10 protein-coding genes and 1 tRNA gene are annotated in these 15,790 nt (G+C 70.3%); 5 read left to right on the top strand and 6 right to left on the bottom strand.

The annotated features are described in order from the left end of the window. Nucleotides 1-2: 2 nt before the first annotated feature. Entirely contained in the window at nucleotides 3-1,124 is a 1,122-nt protein-coding gene (locus tag WH85_RS16635; protein WP_045742787.1) for an L-talarate/galactarate dehydratase, read from the top strand. Between the two features lie 161 nt (nucleotides 1,125-1,285). After that, nucleotides 1,286-2,044 carry a sulfite exporter TauE/SafE family protein gene (locus WH85_RS16630; RefSeq protein ID WP_045742786.1) on the top strand — a complete coding sequence of 253 codons (759 nt, stop codon included), beginning with the start codon at nucleotides 1,286-1,288 and terminating at the stop codon, nucleotides 2,042-2,044. Between the two features lie 242 nt (nucleotides 2,045-2,286). On the opposite strand, the gene WH85_RS16625 is transcribed toward WH85_RS16630, so the two are convergent. Both WH85_RS16625 and WH85_RS16620 read right to left on the bottom strand, forming a co-directional pair. Continuing rightward, on the bottom strand, nucleotides 2,287-3,417 hold the full coding sequence (locus tag WH85_RS16625) for an oxygenase MpaB family protein (RefSeq protein WP_045742785.1): 1,131 nt from the start codon (nucleotides 3,415-3,417) through the stop codon (nucleotides 2,287-2,289). Nucleotides 3,418-3,483: 66 nt separating this feature from the next. Continuing rightward, nucleotides 3,484-5,058, bottom strand: coding sequence for a chitinase (locus tag WH85_RS16620; protein WP_045742784.1), 1,575 nt, complete (start codon nucleotides 5,056-5,058; stop codon nucleotides 3,484-3,486). A gap of 135 nt (nucleotides 5,059-5,193) precedes the next feature. Between WH85_RS16620 and WH85_RS16615 the strand changes: the two genes are divergently transcribed. After that, nucleotides 5,194-8,184 carry an EAL domain-containing protein gene (locus WH85_RS16615; protein WP_045742783.1) on the top strand — a complete coding sequence of 997 codons (2,991 nt, stop codon included), beginning with the start codon at nucleotides 5,194-5,196 and terminating at the stop codon, nucleotides 8,182-8,184. Here WH85_RS16615 and WH85_RS16610 read toward each other — a convergent pair. Then, complete coding sequence (locus WH85_RS16610) at nucleotides 8,154-9,332, bottom strand: endonuclease (RefSeq protein WP_052720498.1); 1,179 nt, start codon at nucleotides 9,330-9,332, stop codon at nucleotides 8,154-8,156. The two genes, WH85_RS16615 and WH85_RS16610, sit on opposite strands and share 31 nt — an antisense overlap. 172 nt (nucleotides 9,333-9,504) lie before the next feature. Between WH85_RS16610 and WH85_RS16605 the strand changes: the two genes are divergently transcribed. Beyond that, nucleotides 9,505-9,921, top strand: a complete 417-nt coding sequence (locus tag WH85_RS16605; protein ID WP_045742782.1) for a DUF1761 domain-containing protein — start codon at nucleotides 9,505-9,507, stop codon at nucleotides 9,919-9,921. Here the strand turns inward: WH85_RS16605 and WH85_RS16600 are convergent. Then, a complete protein-coding gene (locus WH85_RS16600) occupies nucleotides 9,902-10,732 on the bottom strand; it encodes a helix-turn-helix transcriptional regulator (protein WP_211275382.1) in 831 nt (276 codons plus the stop codon). The genes WH85_RS16605 and WH85_RS16600 overlap by 20 nt on opposite strands. Nucleotides 10,733-10,833: 101 nt before the next feature. Here WH85_RS16600 and WH85_RS16595 point away from each other — a divergent pair, with 101 nt between their 5' ends. Continuing rightward, the gene (locus WH85_RS16595) at nucleotides 10,834-11,778 is read left to right on the top strand and encodes an SDR family oxidoreductase (protein WP_045742868.1); all 945 of its coding nucleotides are present in this window, start codon (nucleotides 10,834-10,836) and stop codon (nucleotides 11,776-11,778) included. Here the strand turns inward: WH85_RS16595 and WH85_RS16590 are convergent. Continuing rightward, nucleotides 11,760-15,335 carry a DUF4011 domain-containing protein gene (locus WH85_RS16590; RefSeq protein WP_045742780.1) on the bottom strand — a complete coding sequence of 1,192 codons (3,576 nt, stop codon included), beginning with the start codon at nucleotides 15,333-15,335 and terminating at the stop codon, nucleotides 11,760-11,762. The genes WH85_RS16595 and WH85_RS16590 overlap by 19 nt on opposite strands. A gap of 357 nt (nucleotides 15,336-15,692) precedes the next feature. Further along, nucleotides 15,693-15,767, bottom strand: a tRNA-Val gene (locus WH85_RS16585). Between the last annotated feature and the right edge of the window lie 23 nt (nucleotides 15,768-15,790).

The raw sequence follows: 15,790 nt of genomic DNA, 5'->3' as shown, positions 1-15,790 counted from the left end.
ACATGATCGACCGGATCACCCACGTCACGCTCTCCTCGGTCACCCTGCCGCTGAAGACCGCGATCAGCGACGCGAAGGTGCTCACCGGACGGCAGCGGCCGATGACCGAGGTCGCCTTCCTCTTCGCCGAGATCCGCACCGCGGACGGGCACGAGGGTGTCGGTTTCGGCTACAGCAAACGGGCCGGCGGGCCGGCCCAGTTCGCGCACGCCCGTGAGATCGCGCCTGAACTGATCGGTGAGGATCCGAACGACATCGCCCGCCTGTGGACCAAGCTGGCCTGGGCGGGCGCCTCGGTCGGTCGCAGCGGGGCCGCCACCCAGGCGATCGCCGCGCTCGACGTCGCGCTGTGGGACCTCAAAGCCAAGCGCGCCGGCCTGCCGCTGGCCAAACTGCTCGGCGCCCACCGTGACGCGGTCCGGTGCTACGACACCTCCGGCGGTTTCCTGCACGAACCGGTCGAACAGATCGTGGCGAACGCCGGCGTCTCCCGGGCCGCGGGCATCGGCGGCATCAAAATCAAGGTGGGGCACCCGTCGCCCGCTGTCGATCTCGCCCGGGTCCGAACGGTCCGCGAACACCTGGGCGGCGACTTCCCCCTCATGGTCGACGCCAACCAGCAGTGGGACCGCCCGACCGCCCAGCGGGTCTGCCGTGCGCTGGAGGAGTTCGGGCTGGTCTGGATCGAGGAACCACTCGACGCCTACGATGCGGCCGGCCACGCGGCGCTGGCCCGCAGCCTGGACACCGCGATAGCTTCCGGCGAGATGCTGACCAGCGTCGCCGAACACCGGGAACTGATCCGGCAGGACGCGGTGGACGTCCTCCAGCCCGACGCGCCACGCATCGGCGGCATCACCCAGTTCCTGCGGCTCGCCGCCCTCGCCGAGCAGCAGCACCTCGCCCTGGCGCCGCACTTCGCGATGGAGATCCACGTGCATCTCGCGGCGGCGTACCCGCACGAGCCGTGGGTCGAGCACTTCGACTGGCTGCATCCGCTCTTCAACGAACGTCTCGAAATCCGCGACGGCCGCCTGCACCTGTCCACCCGTCCCGGTCTCGGCATCACGCTCAGTGAGCAGGCACGCCGCTGGACCATCAACCGCGCCGAGATCAAGGAATAGGTCGCGAGCCCACCACCCGGCAACCCTCTCCGGGCCGGGGCCGGGCCGGGGCCGGGGCCAGGAGCCGGGAGCCGGTGGGATCGCGGATGGGGATGACGGAGGGTTCGGGTGGGGCTATGGGCGGTGCCGGGGTGGGATGGGCGGCACTACGCTGACGCCACGTGGATCTGGATCATGTGGTGCTGCTGTTCGTCGGTGGCATCGGCTCGGGGCTGACCGGCTCGATGGCCGGGCTGGCCTCGCTTGTCAGCTATCCGGTTCTGCTGGCTGTCGGGATACCGCCGGTGGCCGCCAACGTGACGAACAATGTGGCTCTGCTCGCCTCGGTGGCGGGTTCGGCGGCTGGGTCGCGGCGTGAACTTCGGGGCCAAGGGCTCCGGATCGCGCGGCTTGGTGTGCTCTCTGCGGCTGGTGGGCTCGGTGGGGCTGTGCTGCTGCTCAGCACCCCGTCGTCCGCGTTTGAGCGGGTCGTGCCGTGGCTCATCGCGGTAGGCGCGTTTGCCCTGCTGTTCCGGGATCAGTTGCGGTCCTGGTATGCCCGCCCCGGGGTGCGGCCGCCGGTGGGGCTCGCCGTCTTCGTGATCGCGATCTACGGGGGCTACTTCGGGGCTGCCGCCGGTGTTCTGATGCTGGCCGCTCTGTCACTGGCTGCTAGTGAGCCGTTCGCCGTCTCCAACGCCGTCAAGACCGCCGTCCTGGGTGGATCCAATCTGGCAGCGGCCGCCCTGTATGCCGCTGTCGCCCCGGTCCACTGGACTGCCGCCGCCCTGCTCGCCGCCGGTTGCCTGTTGGGCAGCTGGCTCGGCCCGGCCCTGGTACGGCGAACTCCCGAACGGCCACTACGCATCGCCATCGCTGTCGCCGCCCTGGTCCTGGCCGGCTACCTCTGGCACGACACCGGCACTGCATCAGGCGTCTGACCCCTACCTTCGGTGGTGTGCGTCAGGGGAGTCCCGTTCCTGAGCGGTTCCGCGCTGTTCGGCGATACCCGTTCGCGTGAGCGTCACCGGCGCCCGCCGCACGCACCGAACCACGCGAACCACCCGCATCCCGTGTCGATCAAGGTGCGTTGGCCCGGTCGTGGGGGCGATGCACCACGCGGGACACGGGACACGGGACACGGGACACGGGACACGGGACACGGGACACGGGACACGGGACGTTACTCGTCGAGCTGACTTCTCGCCTGCCGGTCGCTTCGGGCCAGCAGGAACCTGCGACCACCCGGTAGACGACCGATTCCCTGGCTGACGACGATGTTGGCGGCCACCCGGGACAGGGCGTACCACGGTAGGCGGTAGGGCAGGCCCAGGTCGCGCATCGCCGCCGGCCCCAGCAGCCAGGCGCCCAGCGACAACGCCCGTTCCCGCTCCCAGAAGCGCAGCCGATGATCACCGGTCCGGCCGGTCAGGGCGCGGGCCAGGGCCACGCTGTTGTCGTCCGGCGGCGGATCGTTGGCCAGGAAGTGGTAGAGCAGGCGCCGGCCCCGGCGTTCCGTGAACGGCAGCCACTCCTCGTCGACGCCCATCAGCCAGCCCACGTAACTCCACAGGTGCATCACGGCCCGGCTGTCCGCTCCGGACACCCGGACGCCGAGCAGCCGCAGGTGCAGGAGGAAGCTGGTACTGAAGACGCCCAGTGTGCTCGCCTGGTCGTACTGGTTGATCGGCACGCCGCGGTGGGACATGTCCCAGTCCGGTGCGGCCTCCAGGCGGGCGTTGACGAGCGCGTGCATCACGCGTACGTGAAGGGTCGAGCGCAACCCCTCGCCGCCCGGCGCCAGACCGCCGGGTGCTGTTACGGCCCGCCACCAGAGGGTCGTCTCCTGCAGGCGGCGCCGGGTTTCGCCGCCGGCCAGGCGCCCGGTGCGCACCAGCGGTTCGAGGGCCGCCGCGGTGCGGTAGCCGCCGAGCAGGGAGCCGTAGGTCAGGACCAGGGTGGCGTCCTTCCCGAAGGCGCGGCAGGCCTGGGCGCCGCGGTCCAGCAGCCGGTCGTCGACCCAGGCCGGGCGGTTCAGCGCCAGGTCGTAGAACTCTCGCACCTTGCCGGGCAGGTCGTCTGCGAACGGTCCGGCGGCCAGCGCCCGGTGCAGGGCCTGGGGTGTCACCGCTCGGATCAGGGCTGCCGCCGGCTCGTCGCGGCGCAGCAGGCCCGCGCGGAGGGCCTCCAGTTCGTCGTCGGTCGGCTGGGCGCCCGGGCCGGCCGCCCAGCGCAGCGGCCGGGCGGCCCGTTCGCCCCAGGCCGGGTCGGCGGCGAACCTGGTCGGCACCGACGGATCGACGCGCGTCGTCATGAATCCGACGATAGGCGAGATACGAGCGACGAGAGACGAGTGGCGAGTGGCCAGAGGCGAGAGGCGTCAACCGGTCAGCGGTTCACCGGGGATCACGAAGAGGGGCTGCCACGGCTCGTCGGGGCCGATGGGGTATTCGGTGGACGGCGCCTCGCCCTTGCTCGACCATCGCGCCTCGTAGGGCAGGTTCTCGAAGAGGACCCGGTCCTTGCGGGCGTAGACCTTCTCCGTGTTCCACGTCTCGGTCACGTCGGTCACCGTGGAGCTGGGCTGGGGCGCGCTCTCGCTGGGCCCGACCGGGCCGACCACGGACCACGGGGTCGGCGAGTCGGAGGACGAGGTCACCGTCGACGGGTCCACGCCCTGGTTGGTCCATTTTGCCTCGTAGACGACACCCCGCCAGACCACCTTGTAGCCGCGTACGTACTGCGCGGTGTATCGCCATACCGGGTACGGGCTGGTCGACGGATCGTCCTCGGCCGCGGTCCGGGTCGGGATGGTCACCGCTTCCCGTCCCGAGGTGCCGACCGCCTCGCCGGGCAGTCCCATGAACACCGAGGTGAAGGCGAGTGTCTCCTGGTCGACGCCGCTGCAGGTGTTGGAGTGCACGACCACGTTGGTGAACGTTCCGCGGCAGGGCGCGTCCCGGTTCAGCGACCACATCGACACCCGGCCCAGGCCTTTGTCGATCGCGTACGTGGCCAGCCCGCTCGCGTCCTCCACAGTGAAACGTTCGGCGTCCACGTCGTTCTGCCCGATCATCGGGGTGGCGCCGAGCCGTGACCAGATCTCCCGGGAGGTGAGCTGCACGCCGAGGCGCAGGTACAGGTCGGTGAGCTGCCGGTGGGTCGCTTCGAGGGCTTGTTCGGCGAGGTCGAGCATGTCCGGGGTGGTGCTGCCGGACGCCGACCCGTAGTCCATCGTCATGATGTTGACGCCGCTCAGTGCGACGCCGCCCGCGAGGGTCGTCTGCACCACGCCGAGTCCTTCGGCGGTCAGCCCGGTCGGTGCGACCGGCAGGGTCAGCCAGATCTCGAGTTCCGCCCCGGCGGCCTCGCGTTCGTCCTGGATCGTCTTGAGTGCCAGGGCCCGGCGTTCCAGGGACGGCTGGTCGGCAACGGCGGTGCCTTCGATGTCCAGGTCGAGGCTGGTCAGTTCGTACCGGTCGACCAGTTGCCGGTATGCGTCGGTGAGCCGCCCCTGGTCGGTGCAGGCGACGGCGAGTTCGGCGTTGGTGAGCCCGCCGACGCTGAGCATGACGTCGCCGCCGTTGGCCCGTAGCTGGCTGATCCGCCGGTCGAGTTCCAGGGTCGCGCCCGCCTCGTCGGGGCTGTAGTAGCCGCCCCAGCTGGGTGCGCAGGAGTCCTCCGGGTCGGCGACGACGAACGCGAGGGCGATGTCGTTGGCCGGGTTCACCTCGGGGTCCTGGAATTCGAAGGTGGGGGTGAGGGTGACGTCGACGTACGGGACGGCCCACGATTTGGCGGTCGGCCCGGCGGTGTCCTGCAGGTGCATGACTCCGGCGGTTCCGGCGCCGCCGAGGGCGATCACGATCACGATCAGGAAACCGACCCGCAGCCACGACAGGCGCATGACGGGTTCTTCCGGTTCGTCCCAGTCGGGATCCGCGACGACTTCCATGACGCCTCCCAAGGCTGGACGAGAACCCACCTTTGGATCGGCGCATTCGCCGCGAAGTTGAGAAACCTCAACCAACGTCACAAACAAGCCGATGGGGACGGCAGGAACCCCGTACGCGGAAGAAGAGGGACCTCGATGCACCAGCGCAACCGGCAGTGGGGCTCCGACCGGCGCACGGAACCGCATCCCCTGGTCCCGCCCCCGATCTCCGAGGGCCGCATCGCGCGCGGACGGCTGGCGATCATCCTGACCATCACGGTCTGGGCCTGCTACATCATCTACACGGTGATCGTGCAGTTCGTCGCGGGTGCGGCGACCACCGCCCGGCTGGCGATCGAGGCGATCGTGTACATGCTGGTGATCACGGCGCTGGCCGCGTCGGCGATGGCCTACCTGATCACCCGGATCGGCTACTTCTATCGCAGCCGGGCGCATCACCGGGCCCCGCGGATCGCCCTGGACCCGTTCCTGGCCGGTGACAAGACCGGTGGGACGCCCACGGTGACCGTGCTGGTGCCGTCGTATCAGGAGGACGAGCGGGTCATCCGGACCACTCTGCTCTCGGCGGCGCTGCAGGAGTATCCCGGCCTGCGGGTGGTGCTGCTCATCGACGATCCGCAGAAGCCGAAGACCCGGGCCGCGCGGGATCTGCTGCTGTCCGCCCGTGCCCTGCCCGGCCGGATCGAGGCGGAGCTCGCCGTGCCGTTCGAGCACGTGCAGAAGGCCTTCGACGCCTTCGATCGCAAGAAGCCCGGCCTCGCCGACATGCGGAACCTGGCGGCGGAGTACCGGTACGCGGTCGGCTGGCTCTACGGCCTCGGGCACCGCCAGGAGATGGTGGACCACACCGACAGCTTCTTCGTCGACCACATCCTGAACCGGCTCGCCGACGACCTCGGCACCATCGCCGGCGCCCTCGAGCAGGGCATCGACGAGGAGGCGATCCTGCCGGCCGGCCGAATGAACCAGCTCTACCAGCGGCTTCTCGCCATCTTCGACGTGACCGTGACCGGGTTCGAGCGCAAACGCTACGTCTCGCTCTCCGGCGAACCGAACAAGGCGATGAACCTCAACAGCTACATCGGGCTGATGGGCGGCTCCTACCAGGAGGTCAGCACGCCGCTCGGCATCGCGCTGATCTCCGCCGGGCCCGGTCGCGCCGACCTGACCGTCCCGAACCCGGACTATGTACTGACCCTGGACGCGGACAGTGTGCTGCTTCCGGAGTACGCCCTGCGCCTGGTCCACCTGCTGGAGCAGGGCGCGCACGCGCAGGACGCGGTGGCGCAGACGCCGTACAGCGCGTTTCCCGGGTCGGCGACCCGGATCGAGCGGATCTCCGGCGCCACCACCGACATCCAGCACATCGTGCATCAGGGGATGACGCACTACGGCGCGACGTTCTGGGTCGGCGCCAACGCGGTGCTGCGCAAGAAGGCCCTCGACGAGATCTGCGAGGTCGCGTACGAGGGTGACTGGGAGATCCGTCGTTACATCCAGGACCGGACCGTCATCGAGGACACCGAGTCGACGATCGACCTGGGCGTGCACGGCTGGACGCTCTACAACTACCCGGAGCGGATGGCGTACAGCGCGACACCGCCGGACTTCGGCTCACTCTGCATCCAGCGGCAGCGCTGGGCGAACGGCGGCCTGCTGATCCTGTCGCGTCTGCAGGACCAGTTCCGGGCCAAGTCGGCGCGCGGGCAGAAGAACCGGTTCGGCGAGCTGTTCCTGCGGGTCAACTACATGGCATCGATCTTCTGGAGTTCGATCTGCCTGGTCGTGATGCTGGTGTACCCGTTCAACGCGGACCTGCTCAACCCGATCCTGCTGCTGGTGTCGGTGCCGTACTTCTTCATGATGGCCGCGGACCTGAAGCACTGCGGTTACCGGCGGGCCGACGTCCTGCGGGTCTACGGATTCAACCTGATCCTGTTGCCGGTCAACCTCTCCGGCAGCTTCGCGTCCCTGCTTCAGCTTCTGACCGGGGAGAAGAGCGCTTTCAAACGTACGCCCAAAGTGCGCGACCGGACGACGGCCGCGACCACCTACCTCCTGGCGCCGCTGGCCCTGATCGCTTTCTGCGCGTGGACCGTGGTCCGCGACATCCAGCTGCACCGCTGGGACAACCTGGTGTTCGCCGGCATCAACCTGGTGCTCTCCGCCTACGCGATGATCGCCTTCGTCGGGATCGGCAACACGTTCGTCGATTTCTTCACGCACCTGCGCGGCTGGTTGTACCGCCCGGTCACGCCGAAGAAGGCGCCGCGGTCCGCGGACAAACCGAAGGCCGCGGCGCCGGCCGGGCACGCCGAGGCCCGGGTGATCGGCGACTGGGCGTCGGTGCTGCACTACGGCAACGAGCGGCCGGGCCAGGTCGCCGTCCGGGCACCGCAGACGGTCCGCCGGGGACGGTCGACGGCGGTCAGCGGCGCGGGTGCCTTCGAGGAGTTCACCTTCTTCACCGTCTTCCAGCCGATCTTCGAGCTGGACTCCGGCGAGGTGGTCGGCTACGAGGCTCTCACCCGGTTCGCCGACGGCAGCAGCCCGCAGGTGGGGTTGGAGGCGGCGCAGGCGCAGGGCCGGCACATCGACCTCGACGCCGCCCTGGTCCGGGCCGCGATGGCGTCCGCGGCCTCGCTGCCGGACGGCACCTGGCTGTCGATCAACGTCTCCACCGACCTGCTGCGCCGTCGTGAGCTGGGACAACTCCTCGCCGAGTGCAACCGGCCGGTGATCCTGGAGATCACCAGTGCGGAGCCCGGTGACCTGGCCGAACTGCCGGCCGGCACCCGGATCGCGGTGGACGACGCGGGCGCCGGATACGACTCGCTGGCCCGCGTCGAGTCCCTCAAGCCCGCCTACCTCAAGGTCAATTCCGCTGCCCTGGACGGCGTCGAGACCGAGGAGGCCCGGCGGGCGTCGATCCGCTCGCTGGTCGAGTTCGCCCGCGAACACGACTGCACGGTGATCGCCGAAGGCATCGAGTCGTCCGGGCAACGCGATGCCCTGGCCGCGTGCGGCGTGCCGCTCGGCCAGGGCTTCTATCTCGGCCGGCCGGTACCGGCCGAGCGCGCTGTTGCGGACGCCGATCAGAAGATCGAGCTGACCCACTCCGGGTGATCGATGAACGGGTTCCGGTTGTGCTGGTAGGTGCTGTAGATCGTCTGGTTGCGGGCCTTCTCCGCGGCGTCCGGCGGGTCGGCGGTGTTCCAGGCCTTCAGCGTGGACAGCCGGCCCATGTACGGGACGCTGCCGTTGCCGGCCGTGTCGTTGACCTCCAGGTCGGCGAAGGCGTCGTCGCCCTCGTAGCGCACGGCCATGTAGAAGATCATCCGGGCGACGTCGCCCTTGACGGCGGTCCGCGGCTCCCACGAGTTCGAGTCGCTGTAGTTGCCGGACGCGCCGGAGACGGCGGTGCCACCGGTGTCGAAGTCCAGGTTGCCGCGCAGCGCGTTGATCGTGACGTCCTCGGGACGCAGGTGGTGCAGGTCGGTGCCCGGCCCGGCGGTGGTGCCGAAGTCACCGTGCGACTGCGCCCACACGTGCTCCCGGTTCCAGTCGCCGCTGTCGCCGCCGTTGAGCGACTTCGACCGGCTGATCCCGGAGTAGAACAGCTTCACGTTCGACGAGTTCGACGGGTCCTGGTCGGTCACCTTCAGCGCGTCCCAGACCCCGTCGTACGACAGCTTGGTCACGTTGCTGGAGATGATCGTGTGGAGCGCGCTCTTCAGGCTGGAACCGGTCTTGCCCAGCGCGTTCGCGTAGTAGGTGTCGGTGGTGCTGGACGCGGTCGGCGTCGCGGTCGCCGTCGACGTCGGGCTGGTGGTGGCACTCGTTCCGAGAGACATCGCGCTCGGCGATTTGAGGCCGGCGTGCGCGAAGTACGCGGTCAGCGTCCCCGTCACGGTGAGAGCCTTGCCGATCAGGCTCGGATTGCTCGCCAGCCCGAACGCCGACCGGTACGAGCTGGTGATCTGCACGTACAGCATGTCGTCGGTGTCGGTCTCGCTCGCGCTGTCGGCGATGGCCAGCGCGGTGTCCCCGGTGAAACTGCTGAATCGCACCGTGTCGGTGGCCGTGGGCTCCCCCACGATGTAGCCGACGACGGCGGCGCTGCTGCCGCTCTGGCTGCTGATCGCCTGCGCGACGGTGAGCGCGGCGGCCGCGGACGCCGGCACCGAGGCCAGCGTGAAGAGCAGACCGAGAAGCCCGACGAGACCGGGCAACGTGACCAGAAGGACACGTCGATGACGCGTGGAACCGGCCATGGGAGTACTCCATTCACCAGCCTGTATAGACAGGGTTCAGTCTGAGCGACAGTGCCGCCCGCGTATTCATACCGTTTCGGTCATACGCGGGATCCTGTGAGTACAGGACACAACCTGGCACCTTCACCCGACAGGATTCCTCCGTAGTCGCCCCGACCGCTGAGGAGTCCCCGTGTTCACCGTTCTCACCGACATCAACTGGCTCTCGGTCCTGCTGGCCGCGATCGCCTCGTTCGCCGTCGCGGGACTCTATTTCACCAAGATCATCGCGAAGGCGTACGTGGTCGCCCTGGGCCGGGAGAACGCGCCCGCGCCCGCATCGTCGCCGGTCACCAACCTCGGGCCGCTCGTCTGCGTGCTCGTCACCACGATCACCAGCGCGGTGCTGATCGAGGCGCTGGACATCACGGGCATCGGCGACGCCGTCGTGTTCGGGCTGATCGTCGGCGTCGGTTACCTGACCGCGATGACGTTCCAGATCGCCATCAACCCGAACTTCCCGCGCCCGCTGTTCTACGGCGCGATCAACGCCCCGTTCTTCATCGTGACCAGCGTGCTGACCGCCTCCATCATCGTCGGACTGCGCTGACCGCGAGTCGTCGCAGCTTCTCCTGCGCCGGGCTGCCCGGCGCGGCCGTGTAGACCAACAGCACGTGGGACTGGTCCGGGTCGAGAAGCCGCTGGCAGGACAGCTCGAGAAGACCCAGCTCCGGGTGGAGGAACCGTTTCCCGTCGTCGAACTCCACGCCGACCTCGTGCTCGTCCCAGACCGCCCGGAACTCCTCGTTGGACTCCAGCAGCAGGCGCTGGAGGTGCGCGGCCCGGGAACCCGGGCCGCGCAGGGCGACCGCCCGGCGCAGACCCGCCGCGAACACCCGGGAATGCAGATGATGGTCGTCCGGGTGGTAGAGCGCCCGGCAAGCCGGGTCGGTGAACCAGCGGTAGCCGATGCTGCGGGCCGGCCCGGTGAACCGGGTGAGGTCGCCGGTGAGCGCCACCGCCGTCGGCGTCTGGCGCAGCGTCTCGCCGAGCTCGGTCACCACCTCGGCCGGGGTGTCGGTCAGCCGGTCCAGGATGCGCAACAGACCCGGGCTGAGGTGTTCGCCCGTCCCGCCCCGCGGCGGCGGGCGGTGGCCGGCCAGACGGAACAGGTGGTCACGTTCGTCGAGGGAGAGCCGCAGGCCCTGGGCGATCGACGCGACCATCTGCTCGGACGGGTGCGGGCCGCGCTCGCGTTCGAGCCGGCTGTAGTAGTCGGCCGAGAGGTGGCAGATCGTCGCCACCTCCTCGCGGCGCAGGCCGGCCGTCCGGCGGCGCCGCCCGCGCGGCAGACCGACGTCCTCCGGTTGCAGCGACTCGCGACGGCGGCGCAGGAAGTCGGCCATCCCCGCCCGATCAATCATGTCGTCCGTTCTATCACCGCAGCCGATACCCGTCCCCGTCGTAAGGGGGGATCGTCAGGCCGTGGATGTCGTCCCGGATCGGCGCGAATCTGATGTCCATGACACGTACCCGCCCCGACATCACCATCCCGGACCTGAGCGGCAAGCTGGCCGTGGTGACCGGCGCCAGCGACGGCATGGGCCTGACCATCGCCACCCGGCTGGCGGCGGCCGGCGCCGAGGTCGTCATGCCGGTCCGCAACCCGGCCAAAGGCGAGGCCGCCGTCGCCCGGATCCGGCACCGGCAGCCGGACGCCGCAGTCTCGCTGCGAACCCTCGACCTCTCCTCGCTGGCCTCGGTCGCCGCACTCGGTGACACCCTGCTCGCCGAGGACCGGCCGATCCACCTCCTGATCAACAACGCCGGGGTGATGACGCCACCGGACCGGCAGACCACCGCCGACGGCTTCGAGCTCCAGCTCGGCACCAACCATCTGGGTCATGCCGCCCTGATCAGCCGGCTGCTGCCGGTGCTGCGGGCGGGACAGGCCCGGGTCACCACGCAACTCAGCGTCGCCGCTGACCAGCACGGCATCAACTGGTCGGATCCGAACTGGGAGCGGTCTTATGACGGCTTTCGCGCGTACTCGCAATCCAAGATCTTGATCGGTCTCTTCGCTCTTGAACTCGACCGGCGAAGCCGGGCGGCCGGCTGGCGGATCACCAGCAACGTGGCCCATCCCGGGGTGGCCGCCACCAACCTGCTCCAGGCGCGGCCCGAGGTGGGCCGCCCCCGGCCGACCGCCGGTGGACTGGCGATCCGTGCCATGGGCCGTCTCGGTCTGATCATCGGTACGTCCGAGTCGGCCGCCCAGGCGGCCCTGTATGCCGCGACCGCCCCGGACACGCACGGCGGTCGCTTCTACGGGCCGAGCGGCTTCCAGCATCTCTCCGGCATCCCGGCCGAGCAGCCGCTCTACAGCCGGCTGTGTGACGAGTCCGAGGCGCAGCGGGTCTGGCAACTGACCGAGGAGATGCTGGCCGGTCACCCGGCCGCGGCGTAGTCCAGGAAACGCCGCAGATACCGCAACCCCTCGCTGCCGGTCGTGGCGCTGATGTCCGCGGGCCGCAGGCTGGTCACGACCTCGAGACGCCGGCGGGCCCGGGTGACCGCCACGTTCAGCCGACGCCAGCCGCCCTCCCTGGTCAGCGGCACGAAGTTCGGCGTGGTCCGGCCGGTCTCGTCCGGGCCGTAACCGACCGAGAGGATCACCACGTCGCGTTCGTCGCCCTGCGCCGCCTCGACGCTCTTCACGAAGAAACCGTCCAGCCGGTCGTCGGTGAAGAACTCGTCCAGGTGAGCGTCGTCCACTGCCCGCTCGATGGCGGCGGCCTGCGCCTCGGAGAGGGCGACGACGCCGAGCGTGAGGTGCGGCCGGACGGTGAAATGGTGGCGGACCCGCTCGGCGACCGCAGCCGCCTCGACCGGGTTGTCGCGCACCGCGCCACGCCGGAAGACGCCGTCCACCGGGAACACCTCGAGGCCCGCCTCCTCGGCGTCGGCGTCGGTGCCCACCGGAACGAGTTCACCCCGGTAGAACGCCTCATTCGGGAACGCGGCAAGCGAGGCGTGCCGGGACCGGTAGTGCCGGCGCAGACGGAACGAGCGGAAACCGCCCGCCATCAGGTCCAGGACCGACGCGGAGGCGTCCGGCGGCGGCAACTGCGCCGGATCGCCGGCGACGATCAGGGCATCCCCCCGATAGACGCAACCGAGCAGGTCGGCCGGGGTGAGCCGGCCGGCCTCGTCGACGATGACGACGTCGAAACGCGTACCCGCGGGAATGTTCCGGCTGACCGCCGACGGTGACGTCATCACGAACGGCTTGATCGACAGGGTGTCGCGGACCCGGCCGGCCGGCCAACTCGGGTCGATGTCGTCGCCCAGACCGTCGAGTTCGGCACGGGCGTCCTGGTGGGCGAACCACTCCTGCGGTCCGGTCGGATCCGCCCGCAAGGCCGCGACCAGCGCCTCCGCCCCGGCGTAGTCGTCCAGTTCGGCGGCCAGACCGGCCTGCCGGGCAGGGGTGAACGCCGCCAGCAGGTCGGCGCGGGCCCGGGTCCACCGCTGGACGACGTCGCTCAGACGCGGCGCCGGGACGACACCGTCGAGCGCCGCCGCCTGCGCGCCGGACAGGGGGGTGTCGTCGCCGGTCAGGCAGGCGCGCATCCGTTTCGCCCAGTCCAGCGCGGAGGTCACGGCGCGCATGTCGGTGCGGTCGCCGGCGTACAACGTCCCGAGGACCTCCCCGTCACCGCTCGCCGCGATCCTGGCGTAGCCGGCGTCGACCGCGGACCGGAATTCGAGCAGCTGAACGGCCCCCCTGACGGTCACCTCCCGGTGCACGGCCCGGCTGACCGACCGGGCCACCTCGGCGGCCGCCAGCAGGGGCGCCTGGTGGCCGTCCAGCCGCCCGGCCGCCTCGGTGATCGGCATCGCGGCCCGATCGTCGCGGCCGGGCAGCATCCGCCGGATCTCCTCGGCGGCGGCCAGCACCCCGGGATCGGCGATGGCGTCCCGAGCGATGTGGTCGGCGAGTTTCCCCAGTTCAGAGGTGCGCGCCCGGCGGATCGCGACGTCCGCCGTGGCCAGCGCGCGGGCGATCGGCGCATAGTCGGTGCCGCGCCCGGTGTAGTAGGCGCCCAACGCCACACCATGCCGGCTCTCCGCCTGGGCGAAATCGGTCACGGCCTGATTCCAGGCCACCCCGAGCGACAGGTGGTCACGCGCGTCCTGCCAGGTCACGTCCGGGCGGGTGACGATCGCCAGGGCGCGCTTGTCCGCCCGATAGGTCCCACCGAGCTTCTTCAGAACCTGTTGGGGGTACGCGAACCGACGCGCCAGTCCGTCCACATCGGTTCCGAGGAGATCCTCCGTGAAGTACGGCGTGGCCGCCCGTTCCGCCGCCGCCAGGGCCTCGCCGGCCTGCCGTAGTTCCCGCACCGCCCGATCCGCGTCGGCCCGCCCGGCAGCCGACAGCCAGACGCGCTCCGGCCGGTCGGCGCTGCGGCCCAGTTCGGCCACGACCAGGGTCGCCTCGGCGTCGCCGAACGACACGACCGGCGGCAGTCCCAGCATGTCGGCCAGTTCCGCCAGGCGACCGCCGGCCTCCCGTAGCGTCGCGGCGTCCCGACCGAACGTCCCGGCGAGGGCCGTGGCCTGCTCCGCCGTCAGGTCCCCGCCGTCGGTGGTGTCGACGCCCGGCAGGCTGTCCGGCACCGGAATCTGAAACCAGGGGACCCCGGCGGCACGGTCCGCCGCGGCCCGGCGACCGGCCAACTCCCGCAACTCCACGGCGAGACGGCCGGCCGCCTCCCGGAACGGGTCCAGCCGCTCCGCCGTCAGCCACTGCACCGGCACACCGGACGGGCGCCGCGCACCGAGGTCCACCAGGCGCGCCAGATCGGGTGCACGGCACAGCCGGTCGACGCCGAACGCCGCGGCCAGCGGCGCGTGGGCGGCGGCGATACCGGTCAGGGTGTGCAGCGCCGACGCGCTCTCGGCGAGACGCGCGTCCAGCGAACCGCGGAAGGTGACATCACGCCAGAGGTAGTCCGGCCCCTCGGCGGCCGGACGCCACGCCCCGGCCAGTTTCGCGACCGCCTCCCGGGTGGCCTCCGGCATCAGGTGCGAATGCGGTTCGACACCGAGCCGCCGCCGGACCATGTCCAGCGCGGCGGCCTTCTCCGCGACGAAGAGAACCCGTCTGCCGGCCTGCCGCAGCGCCCCGATCATGGCGGCGACGGTCTGCGACTTGCCGGTGCCCGGCGGGCCGTCCAGCACGAACGATCGCCCGGCCAGCGCGGCGGCGACGGCCGCCCGCTGATCGGGGTCGACCTCGACACGGGTCTCGACGTCGTTCGCGGTCCCGGGCTCGTCCTCTCTTCCGCTCTCTTCTCCGGCAAGGGCCCGGACGATCGGGTGGGCGACGACGACCGCCTCGTTGTCGAGCAGGTCCTGATACATCGCCTCCGCCCCGTACGAAAAACAGGAGAGCATCACCGGCTCGGTCACCCGCCAGCCGGCCCGCCCGGACACCGCGGCCCGTATCGCGGCCAGATCACCGGACGCCGGCAGCACGATCCCCACCTGCCGCAGCCGCACCGCCAGCACCGGGTTGACGACGGGTTCCTCCGCCACGAGCCGGTCACCGGCGGGCCCCGGGCGCAACGGGACGAGCACCAGCGGACTGGAGTACCTGATGTCGTCGTCGTCCGCCCAACTCAACGATCCGACGGCGAGGTGCAGCGTCCGGCGCCCGCGTTCCAGGAACTCCCGGTGCGACCGGCGCTGCAGGTCCCGCAGAAGCGGCACGAGTTCCTCAGCGGTCCGGTCGGTCCGCAACCCCCGAGCCACATCCGACGGCGAGATCCTGACGGCGGTGCCGGCCCGCATCCCGTCCAGAAGCGGGGCGGCCCCCGGCGACAGAATCCGGACCGCGCCGGCCCTGCTCATCCGGAACCGAAGAAGCGGGTTCCGCTCCGACAGGTCGACAAGCCCGTCCCGCCAGCGACGAACAGTCTCCAGCACGGGAGGGTTCGGTTCGGCGTCGCCGCGCATGCCATTGCTCCATCCGCACTTCAAGTCCCGCAACGGATCCGCCTCGTCACTCACCGCAACGAAGCAGACCGATGTCCGAGATCAGAAAGTCCGGCTCGAACCCCAAGACAGTAGCGTCGGCCTCTCGGCGTGATGAACCGTCATCACTTATCCCCTTCGCGGTCGTAGAGGTGGGCCACCGACCGATACTCGGCTTCGCACACCTTCTGGGCGGCGATGGCAGGCAGCCCTCTTCCGCGGCTGTGGATGTCAAGTCCGCTACGGGAACGATCCGCACGTTCAGTCACCGGCGGCCGCGACGAGCCGAAGAGAGAAGAACCGCCTGTCAGATCTGACAGGCGGTTCAGGTGTTGCTGATGGTGGGCGATACTGGGATCGAACCAGTGACCTCTTCCGTGTCAAGGAAGCGCGCTCCCGCTGCGCCAATCGCCCTCAAACTGCGAGGTGGAGACGGG

The sequence above is a fragment of the Actinoplanes rectilineatus genome (assembly GCF_000962825.1).
In the GTDB taxonomy this organism is placed as follows: domain Bacteria; phylum Actinomycetota; class Actinomycetes; order Mycobacteriales; family Micromonosporaceae; genus Actinoplanes; species Actinoplanes rectilineatus.
This window is presented reverse-complemented; position numbering and strand designations above follow the sequence as displayed.

What these genes read in the sequence shown, in the direction of transcription:
- WH85_RS16635 (WP_045742787.1), top strand. Translation starts at nt 3, where the DNA reads ATGATCGACCGGATCACCCACGTCACGCTCTCCTCGGTCACCCTGCCG.
- WH85_RS16625 (WP_045742785.1), bottom strand. Translation starts at nt 3,417, where the DNA reads ATGACGACGCGCGTCGATCCGTCGGTGCCGACCAGGTTCGCCGCCGAC.
- WH85_RS16620 (WP_045742784.1), bottom strand. Translation starts at nt 5,058, where the DNA reads ATGGAAGTCGTCGCGGATCCCGACTGGGACGAACCGGAAGAACCCGTC.
- WH85_RS16615 (WP_045742783.1), top strand. Translation starts at nt 5,194, where the DNA reads ATGCACCAGCGCAACCGGCAGTGGGGCTCCGACCGGCGCACGGAACCG.
- WH85_RS16610 (WP_052720498.1), bottom strand. Translation starts at nt 9,332, where the DNA reads ATGGCCGGTTCCACGCGTCATCGACGTGTCCTTCTGGTCACGTTGCCC.
- WH85_RS16595 (WP_045742868.1), top strand. Translation starts at nt 10,834, where the DNA reads ATGACACGTACCCGCCCCGACATCACCATCCCGGACCTGAGCGGCAAG.
- WH85_RS16590 (WP_045742780.1), bottom strand. Translation starts at nt 15,335, where the DNA reads ATGCGCGGCGACGCCGAACCGAACCCTCCCGTGCTGGAGACTGTTCGT.